Genomic DNA, 19819 nt, shown 5'->3' on the forward strand with positions numbered 1-19819 from the left:
GTCGCCATGAATGGCGACCCTCCGAATTAACGTTTCACTGTTTCCAGCACATCAATCCAACCGTGCCCGGTGCTGACTTCGCTGCCGTGCAGCCAGCGACGCAGCATGTTCATCGCCATCATCGCCACCACTTTCTGCCGCGTTTCCACGTTATGACGTCCATGGGTGAACTTCACGCGTTGGCCCCAGCTCGCTTCCAGCGTGTGCAAGGCAATCGACACTTCACCTTCCACTAAATTTCCTACCGACAATGCCAGCGCCGCGCCCTGCTGTTTCGCCCAATCACGCGTGCGCGCAACCTGTGCTTCCAGATCTTCATCCTGCGGCGGCAGAATTTCTGCTTTGCTGAGCGCCACGTCTGCAGCGGCCAACTGCCAGTTAAGCAAACCGGCGGTGAACTGCTCGCTCAGCGCCAAATGGAAGCCGCGTTGCTGCAACTCGCGCGCCAGTAGCGCCGGTAAACCTTCGGTGCCTTCAAAAATGGTGCACTCAGCAAGCAACAGTTTTACCTGCTGCCACACTTGCTCCATCGCCACGCGCTGGCTGGCGGGTCCGGTGAGTTTGATTTCGATAATCGGCATCGATGAGCGATAGCCCATCACCACGCCTTCCGGCAGCGGTAACGGCTCCAGCTCGGCGGCAATATCACTCTCGCCACGGCCAAAGGTGGTGAGGCGTAAACACAACGGTGGTTCCGGCAATTCAAAGCGTGCTTTAAGGCGCGGAATGATCTCCTGCTCGACCATCACTTTAAATTCCGACGGCACGCCGGGCGTGAAGAAAATCCAGCAGCGATTAAGCTGCATGGCAAAGCCGCATGCGGTGCCGACCGGATTATCCAGCATCTCGGCGATGGCGGGGATTTCTGCCTGCTTGCGATTGCTCGGCGCCATCACGCGTCCGCGACTGGCGAACCAGGCTTCCATTTTTTCCAGCCAGTCTTGCTGGATAACTAATTCACTGCCGCTGGCAATGGCTGCGGCCTGCGCGCTGAGATCGTCACTGGTCGGTCCTAAACCACCGTTAACGATCAGCACGTCTGCAATCTGGCTGCGGCTCTGCAGCGCCTCCACCAGCGAGCTCATCGCATCACCGACGGTGCTGCGGCTGGTCATCGGCAAACCGTGCTGGAACAGCACATCGGCCAGCCAGGCGGCGTTGGTATCGACAATCTGCCCATGTAACACTTCATCGCCCGTTGAGAGCATTTCTACACGTATCACGTTGCGTTCTCCTTTTCCCTGTCGCTTTACTGTAGGAAGCGCGCAGGCGAAACACAATCGCGGATGATGCGAAACAGGGATTTAGCGGGAATAAGCGGCAGGATAATCAGGAAGCGGGCGCGAAGCGTGTCGCGCCCGTTGGAACTTAACGTCGAGCCAGCAGTAAACCGACAAACAGGCCAGCGGCGGCACCGATGCCAATCCCCTGCCATGGTTTTTCATGCACATAATCATCGGCGCGATAGGCCGCATTTTTAGCACGATAGTAATAGCTGTCTGACGCTTGGCTAACGCGCGATTTAACGTCTTCCAGCGCTTGTTCAGCTTTGAGTTTCAGTTCGATGTATTTCTGATCGGCCGGATCGCCAGATGCGCGTAACACTTCTTCCAGCGTTTCCGTCAGCAGCGCCAGGTCGTCGTCAAGGTGCGTTTCAAATTGGTCTGAAGATGACACTATGTAGTTCCTCCATGTTCCTAACTCGTTGTGGTTTAACTATAGTCTTAAATTCCAGCTTTGCTGGACGGCGACTGCCAGGATTTAACCGAGTTTCGTCCATCTCAATGCAAAGTTGTGTCATGCACGGCTGAGCGGCGCGAATTCTGCTTCGCTTATTTGATTAATCTGATAAATTTTCCGCAGACTGAATTTTTTATTTCCACGACTGTCGTAACCCCCTGTAGTCAGACGTTTCTCGTCTTACGAGAGTCAAAATACACCCGAGCAGCTAAGGATTAGATTTCCGGCATGAATCGTAGAAAATTTATGAAAGCGTCCATGGCCCTCTCCGCTGTTAGCGGCATGACGGGTCTCTCCACGCTGTTTGCACAATCCGCCTGGGCTGATGATGGTATCGCCGACGGTACCGCAGTGCGCTTCGATTTCGACTCACTGAAAAAGAAAGCCTCCGCACTGGCAAAACAGCCCTGGGGCGGCGCACCCGGCCCCTTGCCCGACACCCTGGCCAATCTAACTCCGCAGGCCTATAACGAAATTCAGTACGACGCCAATCACTCGCTGTGGAACAACATCGCCGATCGTGAGCTGGACGTGCAATTCTTCCACGTCGGTATGGGCTTCAAGCGCCGCATCCGCATGTTCTCGGTCGATGCCGATAGCCGCGAAGCACGTGAGATCCACTTCCGTCCGGAGCTGTTCAACTATCACAACGCTAACGTTGATACCAAACAGCTGGTGGGTAAAACCGACCTCGGCTTTGCCGGTTTCCGCGCGTTTAAGAAGCCAGAACTGGCGCGCCGCGATATCGTCTCTTTCCTCGGCGCCAGCTATTTCCGAGCAGTTGATGAGACCTTCCAGTACGGGCTCTCCGCACGCGGCGTGGCGGTCAACACCTTTAGCAACGGCAAAGAAGAGTTCCCGGACTTCACCGCATTCTGGTTTGAAACGCCAAAAGCGGATGACACCACTTTTGTAGTTTATGCCCTGCTGGATGGCGCGAGCGTTACCGGTGCCTACAAGTTCACCATTCACTGCGAAGAAAAACGCGTGGTGATGGAGGTAGAAAACCACCTGTTTGCGCGTAACGACATTCGCCAGCTCGGCATCGCGCCGATGACCAGCATGTTCAGCTGTGGCACCAACGAGCGCCGCATGTGCAACACTTACCATCCGCAAATTCACGACTCCGATCGCCTGGCGATGTGGACCGGTGAAGGCGAGTGGATTGCGCGTCCGCTGAACAACCCGCAGCGTTTGCAGTTCAACGCCTATCAGGACGAAAACCCGCGTGGTTTTGGCCTGTTGCAGCTGGATCATGACTTCAAAAATTATCAGGATGTGATTGGCTGGTACGACAAACGTCCAAGCCTGTGGGTGGAACCGATTGGTAAATGGGGCAAAGGCGCCATTAACGTGATGGAGATTCCAACCACCGGCGAAACGCTGGATAACGTGGTGTGCTTCTGGCAGCCGTCAGAACCGGTGAAAGCCGGCAGCGAGTTCAACTTCCAGTACAAGCTCTACTGGAGTCAGTTGCCGCCAGTGCGCAGTGGTTTGGCGCGTGTCGATGCCACGCGCACCGGTATCGGTGGCTTCCCGGAAGGTTGGGCGCCAGGCGAACACTTCCCGGAAACCTGGTCACGTCGCTTTGCCATTGATTTTGTCGGTGGCGATCTGAAAGCCGCAGCGCCGAAAGGCATTGAGCCGGTGATTACCGTTTCAGAGGGCACATTCAAGCAGGTTGAGATTCTCTACGTCGAGCCGCTGAACGGCTACCGCATTCTGTTTGACTGGTATCCGAATAGCGACTCAACCAAGCCGGTTGATATGCGCCTGTTCCTGCGTACTAAGGATGAGACGCTGAGTGAAACCTGGCTCTATCAGTACTTCCCGCCGCCGCCGGATCAACGCAAATATGTTGATGACCGGCAGATGACGCCGGGCTGATGATAACGGCGAGGAGCAATCCTCGCCGTTATGCTTTCTGCATGCCGATGTGGGGAATGTCATCTTCCATGTAAACTTCAGTCACCGCTTTAAAGCCCAGACGACCGTAAAAACCTTCCAGATGTGCCTGCGCAGAAAGATAAATAGCGCGCTGCGACCAATGCTTCTCGCAGCTTTCCAGCGCCTTCTCCATCAAGCGATATCCCAGCTTCAAACCGCGCGCCTCTTCAGAAACGATCACACGACCAATCAGCACCGGCGCAGAGTCCAGCGCTGGCGTTAACACCCGTGCATAGGCCAGCAGCTTACCGTCGAGGAATCCCAAAATGTGACGGTTATCAGCGGCTAAATCCTGACCATCAATATCCTGATACGGACAGTTTTGTTCCACGATGAAGACATGATTGCGCAGCGCCAGCAGCGTGTAGAGTTGCTGCGCCGTCAGTTCACTGTGGTGGCAATCAAGCCAAAGCATTTTCATGGTGCTTCCTTGTCTGAGCAATAAAAGTGATCCGTTGAGAATATCACACCGGCTACGCCAAACGCAGTGAGCAGCAGCGGCAGCTGAAAACCTCGTGGTGACTCTGTGCTCAATCTCTCACTACGCCGTGAATTGCAGGCAAAAAAAAATCAGGCCCGAAGGCCTGATTCAGTCATGACGCGAGTCTTTATTACATCAGCGGCTGAGCCATTTGCACCAGTGTAATCAGCGGCTGCGGATAAACACCGAGCAGCAATACCAGAATCGCAGAGATCAGCACCACAACACCGCCAGCCGTAAACGCCCAGTTGGCTTGCGTATCGCGGTTATGCAGTTCAGGCGGGCTGAGATACAGACTCACCGTTACGCGCAGATAGTAGTAAAGACCAATCGCACTACCTGCAACCACCGCACCACTCAACCACCACAGGTGTGCGTTCACACTCGAGGCGATAACGTAGAACTTACCGATGAAGCCGAGCGTCATTGGGATACCGGCCAGTGACAACATCATCACCGTCATGACCGCAGACAGAATCGGACGATGCCAGAACAGACCGCGATAGGAATACAGCGTGTCGGCATCCGGACCGCGATACGGGCTCGACATCAGGCTTACAACGCCGAACGCGCCCAGGCTGCTGAACAGGTAACCGGCCAGATATACGCCCGCGGTTTCCAGTGACAGCTGATGGGTTTTCACCGCAATCAGCGCCACCAACAGATAACCAAGGTGCGCGATTGACGAGTAACCCAGCAGACGCTTGATGTTGCTCTGGGAAATCGCCATCAGGTTACCAAACAGAATCGACGCGAAGGCAATGATGCCCAGCACGGTGCGAACGGCTTCGCTGTCTGTAACTGGTGCGTACATGAACAGGCGCATAATCACGCCAAAGATGGCGATCTTGCTGGCGGTGGCGAGGAAGGTTGAAACCGGCGCAGGCGCACCCTGATAAACGTCCGGCGTCCACAGGTGGAACGGTACCAGCGACAGTTTGAAGCCCAGACCGATAATCATCATGCCCAGACCCAGCAGCAACAGCGGCTCCTGAATCATGCTATCGCTCAGACTTTTGCCCAGCTGCACAAAGCTCAGGCTGCCAGAATCAGCATAAATCAGCGCGATACCGAACAGCAGGAACGATGAGGCCGCCGCCGACAGGATGGTGTATTTCAGTGACGCTTCCAGTGAACGTTTTTGGCGGAAAGCATAACCAATCAAACCAAACAGCGGCAGTGACAGCAGTTCGATACCGATGAACAGCGCCGCCAGATGGTTGGCGCTCGCCAGCACAATCCCGCCGAGTGCCGCAATCAGCACCAGCAGATAGAACTCATCTTTGTTGTCCGGGAAACCAGCCAGCCACGGATAGGCAAAGGTGCAAGTGGCTAAACTCGCCAGCACCACCAGCGCGGTGTAGAACATCGAATAGCCATCAACGCGCAGCAGCGGCGTGACATCCATCGCTCCCGCCTGGCCAACAAACCACAGAGAAAACAGCGCAATGTTAAGTCCGATCACCGTCAACGTGGCATTAACAAAGTGATTGCGTCGCCACGCAATGGACAGCATCACCACCACCACCGTCAATCCGACGATCAACAGCGGCAGTAACGCGATCAGATGTTGAGGAGTTATTGTCATGGCGAATTACGGCCTTGTAGTTGAAATTGAAGCGGTAAACCACTGCTGAATATTGCTCATCGCAGCATGGGATGTGTCGAGGATTGGCTGTGGATAAATCCCCAGCAGCACCAGTAACACCACCAATACGCCGATAGTCAGGAACTCACGCGGTGACATGCCTGGCAGCGGATCTTTCGACTTGGCTTCGCCGAAGTAAGCGCGCTGCATCATGATCAGGGAGTAAACCGAAGCAAACACCAGACCAAAGGTTGCGATGACGATAATCACCGGCACCACTTGGAAACTGCCGGTCAGAATCATGAATTCGCCAACAAAGTTACCGGTGCCCGGCATACCGAGGTTCGCAACCGCAAAGAACAGTGACAGACCCGGAATCCATTTGATTCGTGACCACAAACCGCCCATCTGACGAAGGTCGCGGGTATGCAGACGCTCATACAGCTGACCACACAAGATGAACAGTGCCGCAGCAGAAAGACCGTGCGCAATCATCTGAATTACTGCGCCCTGGAAGGCCAGTTGGCTGCCGGTGTAGATGGCGATCAACACGAAGCCCATGTGCGAAATAGAGGTGTAAGCAATCAAACGTTTGATATCGAACTGCGAGAACGCCATCCATGCACCGTAGAAGATGCCGATGATACCGAGCCACATGGCAATCGGTGCGAACTCTGCTGACGCATTCGGGAACAGCGGCAGGCTAAAGCGCAGCAAGCCGTAGGCCGCGGTTTTCAGCAAGATACCTGCGAGGTCAACCGAACCAGCGGTTGGTGCCTGGCTATGTGCATCTGGCAGCCAACCGTGTAATGGCACCACCGGCATTTTCACCGCAAAGGCGATGAAGAAGCCGAGCATCAGCAGATACTCAACGGTGTGTGACATTGGCGTTTTCAGCAACTCTTCGTAGCTGAAAGTCCATACGCCAGTGGCGTTGTAGTGCACAAACACCAGCGCCAGAATCGACACCAACATGATCAGACCAGATGCCTGGGTGTAGATGAAGAACTTGGTCGCGGCGCTAATACGCGTTTTACCGTCGGATGCTTTATGGCCCCAAAGTGCGATGAGGAAGTACATCGGCACCAGCATCATTTCCCAGAAGAAGAAGAACAGGAACATGTCGATGGAGAGGAACACGCCAATCACACCACCGAGAATCCACATCAGGTTGAGGTGGAAGAAGCCCTGATATTTCTCAATTTCGTTCCAGGAGCACAGCACCGCCATCAAACCGAGCAGTCCGGTCAGCACCACCATCAGCAGCGACAGACCATCAATCGCCAGATGGAAGTTGATGCCAAAGCGCGGAATCCACGGTACTGAGAAAGTCGATTGCCATTGCGGAATACCCGCAGCCTGCGTCAGTGAATAGCCTCCCTGCAACCACAATTGCAGGCCAAGCGCTAGCGTCAGGCCCATGGTGATCATGGCAATCCAGCGCGGTACCTTTGCGCCGAGGCGCTCTGCCAACCAGCAGAGTAAGCCCCCAACGAAGGGGATAATTATTAGCCAAGGTAATAACACGGCGAACTTCCCTTTTTATTGCCTTACTTCAGGCAATTTTTGACATTCTAATTGGGCGAGCGAACCCGCCCCGCTCATCAATCTTTAAATCACCAGCAGCAGCGCCAGCACCACAACGGCACCGACACTTATTGAAGCCACGTACCAGCGCAGATAACCGTTTTCACTCACCACCAAACCTTTATTACCAATGCGCGACAGCAGCGCAGGCAGGTTCATCAGTGAATTCAGCGGATCGCTTTTCAGTAACCAGGCAATGCCGAGATAAGGTTTTACAAACACCTTGTCATACAGCCAGTCGAAGCCCCAGGCCGCGAACCACCAGGTGCCGAAGAAACGACCCGGCGCACTGTTGGCAATGCTGGTCACCAGCTGACGTTTACCCAGCCACAGCGCTGCAGCAATCAGGATACCGACGATGGCAACAACGCCTGAGGTGATTTCCAGCATCACTTTGCCGCCTTCACCAAACTCGTTCTGCGGCAGCACGCCCGCCAAAGGAGGTGTAATCAGCGCACCAATAAAGGTGGAGAGCACCATCAGAACAATCAGCGGCAGGTGATGAGTAATGCCTTTACCGGCGTGAGCATGAATTTTCTCTTCACCGTGGAACACGATAAAGATCATGCGGAAGGTGTAGATCGAGGTGAGGAATGCACCCACCAGACCCGCCACCATCAGATTGATGTGACCATTCGCCATCGCACCAAACAGGATTTCATCTTTACTGTAGAAACCTGCAGTGATCAGCGGCAGCGCAGCCAGCGCGGCGCCACCCACCAGGAAGCAGACATACACCAGCGGGATGCTTTTACGCAGGCCGCCCATCTTGAAAATGTTCTGCTCGTGATGGCAGGCCAGAATGACCGAGCCTGAAGAGAGGAACAGCAAAGCTTTAAAGAATGCATGCGTCATCAGGTGGAAAATCGCCGCGTCCCATGCCTGCACGCCTAGCGCGAGGAACATGTAGCCGATCTGACTCATAGTTGAGTAAGCCAGCACACGTTTGATGTCGGTTTGCACCAACGCCGCAAAACCTGCCAGCACCAGGGTAATCGCACCAATGATACCCACCAGATGCAGCACTTCCGGCGTCAGCAGGAACAGACCGTGCGTACGAGCAATCAGGTAAACACCGGCGGTCACCATAGTCGCGGCGTGAATCAGTGCCGAAACCGGAGTTGGACCGGCCATCGCATCCGCCAGCCAGGTTTGTAATGGCAGCTGTGCAGATTTACCGACCGCGCCACCCAACAGCATCAGGGTTGCCCACTGCAGCATATGGTTGTCTGCAGCGAAGTGCGCTGGTGCCAGTTCAACCAGTTCGCGGAAGTTCAGCGTACCCAGCTCGTTGTAGAGGATGAACAAGGCGAAAGCGAGGAACACATCACCTACACGGGTGATGATAAAGGCTTTCATCGCCGCTTTGCCGTTCTCTGGATTGCTGTAGTAGAAACCAATCAGCAGATATGAGCACAGGCCCACGCCTTCCCAGCCTAGATACATCAGCATCAGGTTATCGGCCAGCACCAACACCACCATGCTCGCAATGAACAGGTTGGTGTAAGCGAAGAAGCGCGAATAACCCTCTTCATCACGCATGTACCATGAAGCAAACATGTGGATGAAGAAGCCAACGCCGGTGACAACGGACAGCATGGTCAGAGAAAGACCGTCCAGCACCAGATTCACTTTGATGTCAAAGTTGCCGACGTGAATCCAGGTCCACAGCGCCTGGGTAAACGGCTGCTGCCCCTGGTTGAAAAAGTCGAAACCGGCATAAATAGTGGTTAATGCTGCCAGACCAACAGAACCCATACCGATTGCTGCCGACAGGTTCTCCGACCAGCGACCGCGTGAAAACGCCAATAGCAGGAAGCCAATTAGCGGAAATAATACGGTTAAATAGAGAAGATTCATCCGCGCATCTCGCTCACTGTGTCAATGTTCAGCGTCTGACGACGACGATAGAGCTGGAGCAACAGCGCCAGACCAATACTCGCTTCCGCCGCCGCAAGGCTGATCGCCAGGATGTACATCACCTGACCATCAGCTTGTCCCCAATAGCTGCCTGCTACCACCAGCGCTAACGCGGAGGCATTGATCATGATTTCCAGACCAATCAGCATAAACAGGATGTTACGACGCAGCACCACGGAGGTCAGGCCGAGAACAAATAGCACAGCGGCCAGCATCAGGCCGTGTTGTAACGGGATCATGCGTGATCCTCCTTATTCGCTTGCGCATCAGCTTGACGATTGCTCAGCACTTCGCCATGACGCTCTTCACGTCCAATATGGAAGGCCACGACCAGACCTGCGAGCAGCAGCATTGATGCCAGCTCAACCGCCAGAACATAGGGACCAAACAAGCTGATACCGACTGCTTTAGCGTCGATGACGGTGCCATCAATGCCTTGATCGGTAGCTGTGCTAATCGCGTAAATCATTACCGCCAGCAGCAGTAAAGAGACGATGCCCGGACCAATCCATAGCGAAGGCTTCAGCCACTCGCGCTCCTGATCCTGCTGGGTTTTGCCCAGGTTCAGCATCATCACCACGAAGACGAACAGCACCATGATGGCGCCTGCGTAGACGATGATTTCCAGCGCACCGGCAAAGTAGGCGCCCATTGAGAAGAACACGCCTGCAATCGACAGCAGCGAAACGATCAGGTACAGCAGCGCATGTACCGGATTGGTGTGGGTGATGACGCGCAGCGTCGTCAACACCGCCACCAGTCCGCAAAGATAAAACGCAAATTCCATACCTGGCTCCTTAAGGTAACAACCCTTTGACGTCGATCGGCTTGGCTTCGTTTTCCGCTTCGCCCTTCTCTTTTCCGTCGATCGCCATACCAGCCATACGATAGAAGTTGTACTCCGGATATTTACCCGGACCGGAAATCAGCAGGTCTTCTTTCTCATACACCAGATCCTGACGCTTAAACTCACCCAGTTCGAAATCGGGTGTCAGCTGGATCGCGGTGGTTGGGCAAGCCTCTTCACAAAGGCCGCAGAAGATGCAGCGTGAGAAGTTGATGCGGAAGAATTCCGGATACCAGCGTCCATCTTGCGTCTCGGCTTTCTGCAGTGAGATACAGCCGACAGGACAAGCTACCGCACATAAGTTACAGGCAACGCAACGCTCTGCGCCGTCCGGATCGCGCGTCAGCACGATACGGCCACGATAACGTGGCGGCAGATAAACCGGCTCTTCCGGATACATTTGGGTTTCGCGCTTGGCGAAGGCATGCATGCCTATCATCCAGATACTGCGCACTGTCGTGCCGAAGCCAACGACAATATCTTTTAAAGTCATCTCAATGTCCCTTACTGCGCGGTGTACAGAATCACTGCGGCGGTCGCCAGCAGGTTCAACAGCGTCAACGGCAGACACACTTTCCAGCCGAACGACAGCACCTGGTCATAGCGTGGACGCGGCAGCGCAGCACGAATCAGGATAAACATCACCATAAAGAACGCTGTTTTCAGAGCGAACCAGATGAATGGCGGCAGGAACGGACCGTGCCAGCCACCGAAGAACAGCGTCACGATCAGCGCTGATACGGTGGTGATCGCCACGTATTCACCCACGAAGAACAGGCCGAACTTCATACCGGCGTATTCGATGTGGTAACCGTCCGCCAGCTCCTGCTCTGCTTCGGGTTGGTCAAACGGATGACGGTGACATACCGCTACGCCCGCGATGCAGAAGGTAAGGAAGCCAAAGAACTGAGGAATGATGTTCCACAGATGCGCCTGGCTTTCGACGATGGCATTCATGTTGAACGAGCCGGCTTGCGCCACCACGCCCATCAGTGACAAACCAAGGAACACTTCGTAGCTCAGCGTCTGCGCCGATGCACGCATCGCACCCAATAGTGAGTATTTGTTGTTACTTGACCAGCCCGCGAACAGCACCGCATACACCGCCAGACCCGCCATCATCAGGAAGAACAGCAGACCGATGTTCAGGTCGGTGACCATCCAGGTTGGCGAAACCGGCACAATAGCAAAGGCCAGCAGCAGCGATACGAAGGCAATAACCGGTGCCAGCGTAAAGATGAAGCGGTCGGTAAACGGTGGAACCCAGTCCTCTTTAAAGAACATTTTGATCATGTCGGCAGCCAGCTGCAGCGAGCCGCCCCAGCCAACACGGTTCGGTCCGTAACGGTTCTGCCACAGGCCGAGCAGACGACGCTCGGCGAAACTCATGAAAGCACCGCAACCGACAACCACCAACAAGATGACCAGCGCTTTGCCGATGTTGATCAGGATTTCAATAACGTCCGGTGTCAGCCAACTCATTGCGCGGCCTCCTGCAGTTTGTCAATTTGCGCACCTGAGAGGAACGGTGGCACACCCGGCATACCGAGCGGTAAACCAACCTGCCCTGCTTGCAGCGACGCAGAGAAACGTACCGGCAAGCGCAGTGTTTCGCCCGCACAGACCAGCTCAACGGAAGCACCGTTATTGACGCCCAGTTTCTCAGCATCAGCCGGGTTAATCACCAGCGTGGCTGGCGACATGCGTTTTTGGAAGGTGGTTGAACGCTGAGTCATCTCCTCGCTACCAAACAGCTGATAGTAAGGTGCGACGCGCCACTGGCTGCCTTCAACAAAGCTTTCCGGAATCGCGGTAAACCACGGCAGAGAACGATCGCTGGCTTCGAACAGACGCACGCCAGGATCACCATGACGCAATTTGCCGCCCACTTCAGCCTGGAACTTATTCCATGCTTGCGGTGAGTTCCAGCCAGGCGCCCAGGCAAATGGAATCTGCGAACGCGGTGCGCTTGGTTGGTTGTTACCTTCCATGGAGAAGGCAAACATGGTGTCTTTATCTTGCGGCTGACGCGGTTCATGCACGCTGATGTTGGCGCGCATCGCAGTACGGCCACTGTTACGGTGCGGTGAACGTGCCAGTTTTTGACCGCGGATACGGAAGCTGGCGTCTGGCGCAGCATCCTTAATGCCTTTCAGCTGTGGCAGCGCCGCAACGGTGGCATCAATCACGTGATCCAGCTGAGTCCAGTCGATGTGACGGCTCTCAACCGCGCTGTGCAGCGAACGCAACCAGCGCCAGCTTTCCAGCATCACTACACTGTCATCGTAATAAGCGGGATCGTAAACCTGGAAGAAGCGCTGCGCGCGGCCTTCGTGGTTGATAGAGGTGCCATCGCTCTCTGCGAAGCTGGCGGTGGAAAGCACCAGACCGGCTTTTTCCAGCGTGGCGGTACGTTGATGATCGACCACAATCACGTTAGCGGTAGTATCCAGCGCTGCATCCACGTTGGCTTTAGGTGCATGACGATAGAGATCGTTTTCCAGCACCACCAGCGCATCGGCTTCGCCTTTGCTCAGCTGTTCCAGCGCGCTATCCAGCGATTGACCGCCCATCAGGCCGAGGCCAAAGCTGTTTGCCGCACCCGCGAGGAAGGTAATACCGACATCGGCACCACGCGCTTTCAGCGCTTTCGCCACATTAGCTGCGGCTTCAATCATCGCGATGCTACCGGAATGGGTTCCGGAGATAATCAGCGGTTTTTTCGCACCTGCCAGCGCCTGAACCACTACATCAACCTTGCCGTTGAGTTTGCTGTCGAAGCCGCTAACTGCCGGCGCGCTTTCATCCAGCGCATTGGCAATCGCGAAGCCGAGACGCGCCTGATCTTCCACCGGAGCGCGATAGCTCCACGCAGCGATATCATCCAGGCGGGTTTCGTCGACGTTGGTGACGAACAGCGGATGTTTGGCGTGCTGACCGATATTAAGGATGGCCGCGATCTGCCAGTCAGCCACTTTCTGCGCCGCTGCCATCTCACGTGCTTTGCCTTTTACTGCCTGACGAACAGACAACGCCACGCGCGCGCCGACCTGAGTCAAATCTTCACCCAGCACCAGCACCGCATCGTAGCTTTCAATTTCGCGCAGTGATGGCGTGTAGATGCCGCCGTCCTGCAGGACTTTAAGCATCAGCTCAACGCGAGCCTGCTCACCTGCTGGCATACCGGTTGAGAAGTTGGCTGCGCCAACCAGCTCACGCAGCGCGAAGTTGCTTTCAATGCTGGCGCGTGGAGAACCGATACCGATCACTTTTTTCGCCCGACGCAATACATCCGCCGCCGCATTCACCGCTTGTTCAGCATTCAGGCTGACCCAATCGTTGCCGCGTTGCTGAACGGGATGACGTGGACGATCTTTGCGGTTGACGTAGCCGTAACCGAAACGACCGCGATCGCACAGGAAGTAGTGGTTTACGGTGCCGTTGTAACGGTTTTCGATACGACGCAATTCACCATAGCGTTCGCCTGGGCTGGTATTACAACCCACGCTGCACTGCTGGCAGATGCTTGGCGCGAACTGCATATCCCATTTTCGGTTATAGCGTTCAGAGTGCGTTTTATCGGTAAATACGCCGGTCGGACAGATTTCCACCAGGTTACCGGAGAATTCGCTTTCCAGCGTGCCATCTTCCGGGCGACCAAAGTAGACGTTGTCGTGAGCGCCATAAACGCCGAGATCTTTGCCGTCAGCATAATCTTTGTAGTAGCGCACACAGCGATAGCAGGCGATACAGCGGTTCATTTCATGCGAAATGAACGGACCGAGATCCTGATTCTGGTGGGTGCGTTTGGTGAAGCGATAACGACGGAAACTGTGTCCGGTCATTACCGTCATATCTTGCAGATGGCAGTTACCACCCTCTTCGCACACCGGGCAGTCGTGCGGATGGTTGGTCATCAGCCATTCCACCACGCTTTCACGAAACTCTTTGGCTTCGCCATCGTCGATGGAGATAAAGGTGCCGTCCGACGCTGGTGTCATGCAGGACATGACAAGGCGACCGCGGGTATCTTCGGCATTCTGGAATTGCTTCACCGCGCACTGGCGGCAGGCCCCTACGCTTCCCAGCGCCGGATGCCAGCAAAAATAAGGAATATCAAGGCCCAGAGAGAGACACGCCTGTAGCAGGTTGTCCGCTCCGTTCACATCATATTCTTTACCGTCTACATGGATTGTAGCCATAGTGAACATGCTTCCGTAAGGCTCGCCCTAAGACGAGCGTTAAACATCTAATTCTTTCCCCACGCCATTTCGGCGTGAGGTGAGTTCCGTGTACGGCGGCTGATTACCAGCGCGCTTTCAGCAGGTTCGGCTGAATACCGCCGATGGCTCGGGTATTGCCAAACACCTGCGGCGCAATGCCAGCTTCAAACTCTTCACGGAAATATTTAATCGCGCTCTGTAATGGCTCGACGGCGCCCGGTGCGTGGGCACAGAAGGTTTTCCCTGGACCAAGCTGGCGGCAGAGTTGCTGCAGGGTTTCAATATCACCCGGCTGACCTTTCTTCTGCTCCAGCGCACGCAGGATCTTCACGCTCCATGGCAAGCCATCGCGGCACGGCGTACACCAGCCGCAGGACTCGCGCGCAAAGAACTCTTCCAGGTTACGCACCAGCGAAACCATGTTGATTTCGTGATCGACCGCCATCGCCAGCGCCGTACCTAAACGGCTACCGGCTTTACCAATGCTGGCAAACTCCATCGGCAGATCGAGGTGCTGATCGGTGAGGAAGTCAGTTCCTGCGCCACCTGGCTGCCAGGCTTTGAATTTCAAGCCATCGCGCATGCCACCGGCGTAATCCTCGAGGATTTCACGCGCGGTGGTACCGAACGGCAATTCCCAGACGCCAGGATTTTTCACGCGGCCGGAAAAGCCCATCATTTTGGTGCCGGTGTCTTCGCTGGTAGAGATGTTTTTGTACCAGTCAACGCCGTTAAGGAAGATGGCAGGCACGTTCGACAGCGTTTCCACGTTGTTAACGCAGGTCGGCTTACCCCACACGCCGGCACTGGCCGGGAATGGCGGCTTAGAACGCGGGTTCGCACGACGCCCTTCCAGCGAGTTGATCAGCGCTGTCTCTTCACCGCAGATATAACGACCCGCGCCGGTGTGGACGATTAGCTCGAAATCAAAACCGGTGCCGAGAATATTCTTGCCGAGATAGCCCGCTTCGGTGGCTTCCGCAATCGCGCGACGCAAATTGACGGCCGCTTCGATGTACTCACCACGTAAGAAGATGTAGCCACGATAAGCTTTCAGCGCGAACGCACTGATCAGCATGCCTTCCACCAACTGGTGCGGCAATTGCTCCATCAGCAAGCGGTCTTTATACGTGCCCGGCTCCATTTCATCGGCGTTACACAGCAGGTAACGGATGCTCATGGATTCGTCTTTCGGCATCAGGCTCCACTTCAGGCCGGTGTTAAAGCCTGCGCCACCACGACCTTTCAGGCCGGAGTCTTTGACCGCCGCGACGATTTCGTCCTGGCTGAAATCTTTCAGCGCTTTTTCTGCGCCGACATACCCGTTTTTACTGCGATATTCATCGATCCAAATTGGCTGCTTGTCGTCACGGAGACGCCAGGTCAGCGGATGCGTTTCGGCAGTACGAATGATCTGTTTAATGGTCATTGATACTGCTCCAGCAAGTTGGCGATGCCTTCAGGCGTCAGATGAACGTGGGTATCTTCATCCACCATCATCGTCGGCCCTTTATCGCAGTTACCGAGACAGCAGGTTGGCAGCAGCGTAAAGCGACCATCCGCCGTGGTTTGGCCCGGCTTGATGTTCAGCTTCTGCTCCAGCGCATACTGAATCCCCTGATAACCCGTGATGTGGCACACCACGCTGTCACAGTAGCGAATGACGTGACGGCCAACCGGCGTGCGGTAGATTTGGCTATAGAAAGTCGCCACACCTTCAACATCACTGGCAGGAATACCCAGAACGTCTGCGATGGCGTTAATCGCGCCATCTGGCACCCAACCGCGCTGTTTCTGCACGATCTTCAACGCTTCGATCGAAGCGGCGCGTGCATCTTCGTAATGGTGTTTCTCGTGCTCGATAGCGTGGTGCTCGGCCTCGCTCAGCACGAAGACCTCTGTAGGGTCGATAGTGTGAATAGCAATTTTTTGATCGTGCATAATTAGCGGTCCACGTCTGACATAACAAAATCGATACTACCGAGGTAAACGATCAAGTCGGATACCAGGCTGCCGCGGATCACCGATGGGATCTGCTGCAGGTGCGGGAAGCTCGGCGTACGCACGCGGGTGCGATAGCTCATGGTGCTGCCATCGCTGGTCAGGTAGTAACTGTTGATCCCTTTGGTCGCCTCAATCATCTGGAAGGATTCGTTGGCCGGCATGATTGGGCCCCACGAAACCTGCAGGAAGTGAGTGATCAGGGTTTCAATGTGCTGCAGCGTGCGCTCTTTCGGCGGCGGCGTTGTCAGCGGATGATCCGCTTTGAACGGGCCTTCCGGCATGTTGTTCAGGCACTGTTCCAGAATGCGCAGTGACTGCCACATCTCTTCCATTTTCAGCTGAACGCGGGTATACGCATCACTGATGCCAGCGCCAACCGGAATCTCGAAATCGAAGTTTTCGTAGCCTGAATACGGACGCCATTTACGCACGTCAAAATCTAAACCGGTGGCACGCAAACCAGCGCCGGTGGTGCCCCACGCCAGTGCTTCATCCATGTTATACGCCGCAACGCCTTGCGAACGGCCCATCAACACGGTATTGCGCAGTGCGGCTTTGTCATACTCTTTCAGACGCTTCGGCATCCAGTCGAGGAAGTCACGCAGCAAACGTTCCCAGCCTTTCGGCAGGTCATGCGCTACGCCGCCGATGCGGAACCACGCCGGGTGCATACGGAAACCGGTAATCGCTTCCACCACGTCATAGATTTTCTGACGGTCGGTAAAGGCGAAGAACACCGGCGTCATCGCGCCGACGTCCTGAATAAAGGTGGAGATATAGAGCAGATGGCTGTTGATGCGGAACAGCTCGGACAGCATCACACGGATCACATTGACGCGATCCGGCACGGTAATACCCGCCAGTTTTTCCACCGCCAGCACGTACGGCATTTCATTTACGCAGCCGCCGAGGTACTCGATACGGTCGGTGTACGGAATGTAGCTGTGCCAGGATTGGCGCTCGCCCATCTTCTCAGCACCACGATGGTGGTAGCCGACATCGGGAACGCAATCGACGATCTCTTCACCATCCAACTGCAGAATGATACGGAAAGCACCGTGCGCAGAGGGATGGTTTGGACCGAGGTTGAGGAACATGAAGTCCTCATTGGTGGTACTGCGCTTCATGCCCCAATCTTCAGGCTTGAAGGTCAGCGCCTCCATCTCCAGATCTTCTTTCTGCTTGGTCAGCTCGAAGGGATCGAACTCGGTGGCGCGCGCCGGATAATCTTTACGCAGCGGATGTCCTTCCCACGTCTGCGGCATCATGATGCGCGTCAGGTGCGGGTGACCATTGAAAGTGATGCCAAACATCTCCCAGGTTTCGCGCTCATACCAGTTGGCGTTGGCGAAAATTTTGGTGATGGTTGGCACATTCAGATCGTTTTCAGATAAAGCGACCTTGAGCATGATGTCGCGGTTGCGTTCAATTGAAAGCAGATGATAGAAAACGGAAAAATCCGCGGCGGGCAAACCGGCGCGGTTAGTGCGTAAGCGCTCATCAAAACCGTGCAAGTCATAAAGCATGACATACGGCTTTGGCAGCTTGCGCAGGAATTCAACGATTTCTAATAGCTGTTCACGCTTTACCCAGACAACCGGAATCCCGGTGCGGGTAGCCTGAACGGTAAAGGCATCCGGCCCAAAACGGTTACGCAGCTCGCCGACCACTGGGTCATCCAGGTGATCGCGGGTTTGCCATGAAGGCTGTGCGAGATCTTGCGTGGTTAAATCAGTCATACGTTACTCACCATTCCGGCCTGTAATCAGGCGCTCAAAAGAAGGCGTCAGGATGGCGGCGCACATTAAATTGTGATGTTCTGCTGTGGCCGTGGCTCCATCCGTGTACGGGAAGCTTAAACTTCGTCTGGCGATCTCAGGTTGGTGACGGCAATACGCTCGCCACGCTTTCTTTCACGCTCTGGCTGCATGTTGGCGCGATAAACACCCTGGTCACCCACCACCCACGACAGTGGACGGCGCTCTTTGCCAATCGACTCACGCAGCAGCAGCAACGCCTGCATATACGCTTCTGGACGCGGCGGGCAGCCAGGAATGTAAACGTCAACCGGCAGGAATTTATCCACGCCCTGCACCACCGAGTAGATGTCGTACATGCCACCCGAGTTAGCGCAAGCGCCCATGGAAATCACCCATTTCGGCTCCAGCATTTGGTCATATAAACGCTGAATAACCGGCGCCATTTTGGTAAATGGCGTACCGGCGATCACCATGAAGTCAGCCTGACGTGGCGAGGCGCGCATTACTTCGGCACCAAAACGTGCCACGTCATGCACTGCGGTGAAGGATGTGGTCATTTCCACGTAGCAACAGGAAAGGCCGAAGTTATACGGCCAGAGAGAGTTTTTACGACCCCAGTTCACCATGTCATGCAGGGCATGCTCGAGCTTGCCCATATAGACGCTGCGGTGAACGTGCTGTTCCAGCGGATCGGTAACCGTTTCCTGTTTCTGCAGAGGATAACGATCGTTATCGCCGCCCCCGTTCGGGTCTACGCGTGTCAGCGTGTAGTCCATCTTATTGCCTCGCTTTTACTGCTTATGAGGGTTGGTGTGGCTGTGACTGACCGGGACAGATTTGACCACTACGCGACGACGCGCAGGAGCCCAATCCAGCGCACCGATGCGCACCAGATAAACCAGGCCTGCCAAGAGCACCAAAATGAAAATTGCGGCTTCGACAAAGCCGACCCAACCGCTTTCGCGAATGGACGTCGACCATGCGTATAAATAGAGGGCTTCGACGTCAAATATGACGAAGAACATCGCAACCAGATAGAATTTTGCAGAGAGGCGAATATGAGTGTCACCAACCGACTCAATACCCGATTCGAACGGAGTGTCCTTGTGTCGCGCACGCGCACGACCACCTAACAACCAGCCACCGGTCAACATAAAGGCACACAGGCCGAATGCGATAACGATAAAAACAATAAATGCCCAGTGATGAGCGATCACTTCTGTAGTTGTCGACATACTCTTTGCTTACTCATCAAAAGTGGTGATGGCATCCTGCTCTGTTGCAGCAAACACACCACATCGATTCAAGGGAAGGATAAAAAACCTTATAAATTTTGCTGTCATTAGCAATAAAGCAGCAATTTTATAGGGGTTTTTACTCCTTTCTATAACCTTTTGTCAACTTTGACAAAAGTATCCAAACATTATTTTACAGCTGCATCATATTATTAACATTCAACCCTCGAAGCGCCAGCTAAATCGCTTCAGTTTGTGAGGTTAATTTTAGTGTAGCGGGTATTCACATGCGTGGATCGTGCATTTAACAATCATATTTTGACAGGTCTCGCCCGAGATTCCCCCCCCTTATCAGGGGTATTTTTTTGATCTAAAGCACATAACTGGGTTTTATGCTGCAAAAAACAGCGGAGTGGACGAACAAATGCCCTGGTAAAGTTGGCACGAATTGATAAAACCATTCCAAAATGGATAAAAATGGAACACG

The 19819-nt window shown here is 54.7% G+C and carries 17 protein-coding genes; 1 reads left to right on the forward strand and 16 read right to left on the reverse strand.

Annotated elements, in window-relative coordinates:
* Positions 1 to 26 precede the first annotated feature (26 nt).
* Together NR302_RS12935 and elaB are read right to left on the reverse strand one after the other, a co-directional pair.
* Positions 27 to 1223, reverse strand: a complete 1197-nt coding sequence (locus NR302_RS12935) for a nicotinamide mononucleotide deamidase-related protein YfaY (protein ID WP_258143662.1) — start codon at positions 1221 to 1223, stop codon at positions 27 to 29.
* Positions 1224 to 1368: 145 nt separating this feature from the next.
* Entirely contained in the window at positions 1369 to 1677 is a 309-nt protein-coding gene (gene elaB, locus NR302_RS12940; protein WP_008105125.1) for a stress response protein ElaB, read from the reverse strand.
* Positions 1678 to 1968: 291 nt separating this feature from the next.
* Between elaB and NR302_RS12945 the strand changes: the two genes are divergently transcribed.
* A complete protein-coding gene (locus tag NR302_RS12945) occupies positions 1969 to 3627 on the forward strand; it encodes a glucan biosynthesis protein D (protein WP_008105127.1) in 1659 nt (552 codons plus the stop codon).
* A gap of 28 nt (positions 3628 to 3655) precedes the next feature.
* Here the strand turns inward: NR302_RS12945 and NR302_RS12950 are convergent, their stop codons facing one another.
* The 14 genes from NR302_RS12950 to NR302_RS13015 all read right to left on the reverse strand — a co-directional run bounded on the left by NR302_RS12950 (position 3656) and on the right by NR302_RS13015 (position 19332).
* Positions 3656 to 4108, reverse strand: coding sequence for a GNAT family N-acetyltransferase (locus NR302_RS12950; protein WP_258143663.1), 453 nt, complete (start codon positions 4106 to 4108; stop codon positions 3656 to 3658).
* Between the two features lie 190 nt (positions 4109 to 4298).
* Entirely contained in the window at positions 4299 to 5756 is a 1458-nt protein-coding gene (gene nuoN, locus NR302_RS12955) for an NADH-quinone oxidoreductase subunit NuoN (protein ID WP_008105131.1), read from the reverse strand.
* 6 nt (positions 5757 to 5762) lie between these two features.
* The gene (gene nuoM / locus NR302_RS12960; RefSeq protein ID WP_036648497.1) at positions 5763 to 7283 is read right to left on the reverse strand and encodes an NADH-quinone oxidoreductase subunit M; all 1521 of its coding nucleotides are present in this window, start codon (positions 7281 to 7283) and stop codon (positions 5763 to 5765) included.
* Between the two features lie 84 nt (positions 7284 to 7367).
* Positions 7368 to 9203, reverse strand: coding sequence for an NADH-quinone oxidoreductase subunit L (nuoL, locus tag NR302_RS12965; RefSeq protein ID WP_258143664.1), 1836 nt, complete (start codon positions 9201 to 9203; stop codon positions 7368 to 7370).
* The gene (gene nuoK, locus NR302_RS12970; protein WP_007889334.1) at positions 9200 to 9502 is read right to left on the reverse strand and encodes an NADH-quinone oxidoreductase subunit NuoK; all 303 of its coding nucleotides are present in this window, start codon (positions 9500 to 9502) and stop codon (positions 9200 to 9202) included. Before nuoK ends, nuoL begins: the two co-directional genes overlap by 4 nt.
* Positions 9499 to 10050: an NADH-quinone oxidoreductase subunit J gene (gene nuoJ, locus NR302_RS12975; RefSeq protein WP_008105138.1), complete on the reverse strand. Its 552-nt coding sequence runs from the start codon at positions 10048 to 10050 to the stop codon at positions 9499 to 9501. Before nuoJ ends, nuoK begins: the two co-directional genes overlap by 4 nt.
* 10 nt (positions 10051 to 10060) lie before the next feature.
* Entirely contained in the window at positions 10061 to 10603 is a 543-nt protein-coding gene (nuoI, locus tag NR302_RS12980) for an NADH-quinone oxidoreductase subunit NuoI (RefSeq protein WP_007889332.1), read from the reverse strand.
* 11 nt (positions 10604 to 10614) lie between these two features.
* Positions 10615 to 11592 (reverse strand): NADH-quinone oxidoreductase subunit NuoH, encoded by a 978-nt coding sequence (gene nuoH / locus NR302_RS12985; protein WP_008105140.1) that lies wholly within the window; start codon positions 11590 to 11592, stop codon positions 10615 to 10617.
* Positions 11589 to 14312 carry an NADH-quinone oxidoreductase subunit NuoG gene (gene nuoG / locus NR302_RS12990; protein ID WP_258143665.1) on the reverse strand — a complete coding sequence of 908 codons (2724 nt, stop codon included), beginning with the start codon at positions 14310 to 14312 and terminating at the stop codon, positions 11589 to 11591. Before nuoG ends, nuoH begins: the two co-directional genes overlap by 4 nt.
* A 103-nt stretch (positions 14313 to 14415) precedes the next feature.
* Complete coding sequence (gene nuoF / locus NR302_RS12995) at positions 14416 to 15756, reverse strand: NADH-quinone oxidoreductase subunit NuoF (protein ID WP_258145194.1); 1341 nt, start codon at positions 15754 to 15756, stop codon at positions 14416 to 14418.
* A gap of 2 nt (positions 15757 to 15758) precedes the next feature.
* Positions 15759 to 16274 (reverse strand): NADH-quinone oxidoreductase subunit NuoE, encoded by a 516-nt coding sequence (gene nuoE / locus NR302_RS13000; RefSeq protein ID WP_258143666.1) that lies wholly within the window; start codon positions 16272 to 16274, stop codon positions 15759 to 15761.
* 2 nt (positions 16275 to 16276) lie between these two features.
* Positions 16277 to 18076 (reverse strand): NADH-quinone oxidoreductase subunit C/D, encoded by a 1800-nt coding sequence (gene nuoC / locus NR302_RS13005; RefSeq protein ID WP_008105149.1) that lies wholly within the window; start codon positions 18074 to 18076, stop codon positions 16277 to 16279.
* 116 nt (positions 18077 to 18192) lie between these two features.
* Positions 18193 to 18873, reverse strand: coding sequence for an NADH-quinone oxidoreductase subunit B family protein (locus NR302_RS13010; protein ID WP_008105151.1), 681 nt, complete (start codon positions 18871 to 18873; stop codon positions 18193 to 18195).
* 15 nt (positions 18874 to 18888) lie between these two features.
* Entirely contained in the window at positions 18889 to 19332 is a 444-nt protein-coding gene (locus NR302_RS13015) for an NADH-quinone oxidoreductase subunit A (RefSeq protein ID WP_007889316.1), read from the reverse strand.
* Between the last annotated feature and the right edge of the window lie 487 nt (positions 19333 to 19819).

Origin of the sequence: Pantoea sp. SOD02 (assembly GCF_024707505.1) — a bacterium.
GTDB classification, from domain to species: Bacteria; Pseudomonadota; Gammaproteobacteria; order Enterobacterales; family Enterobacteriaceae; genus Pantoea; species Pantoea symbiotica.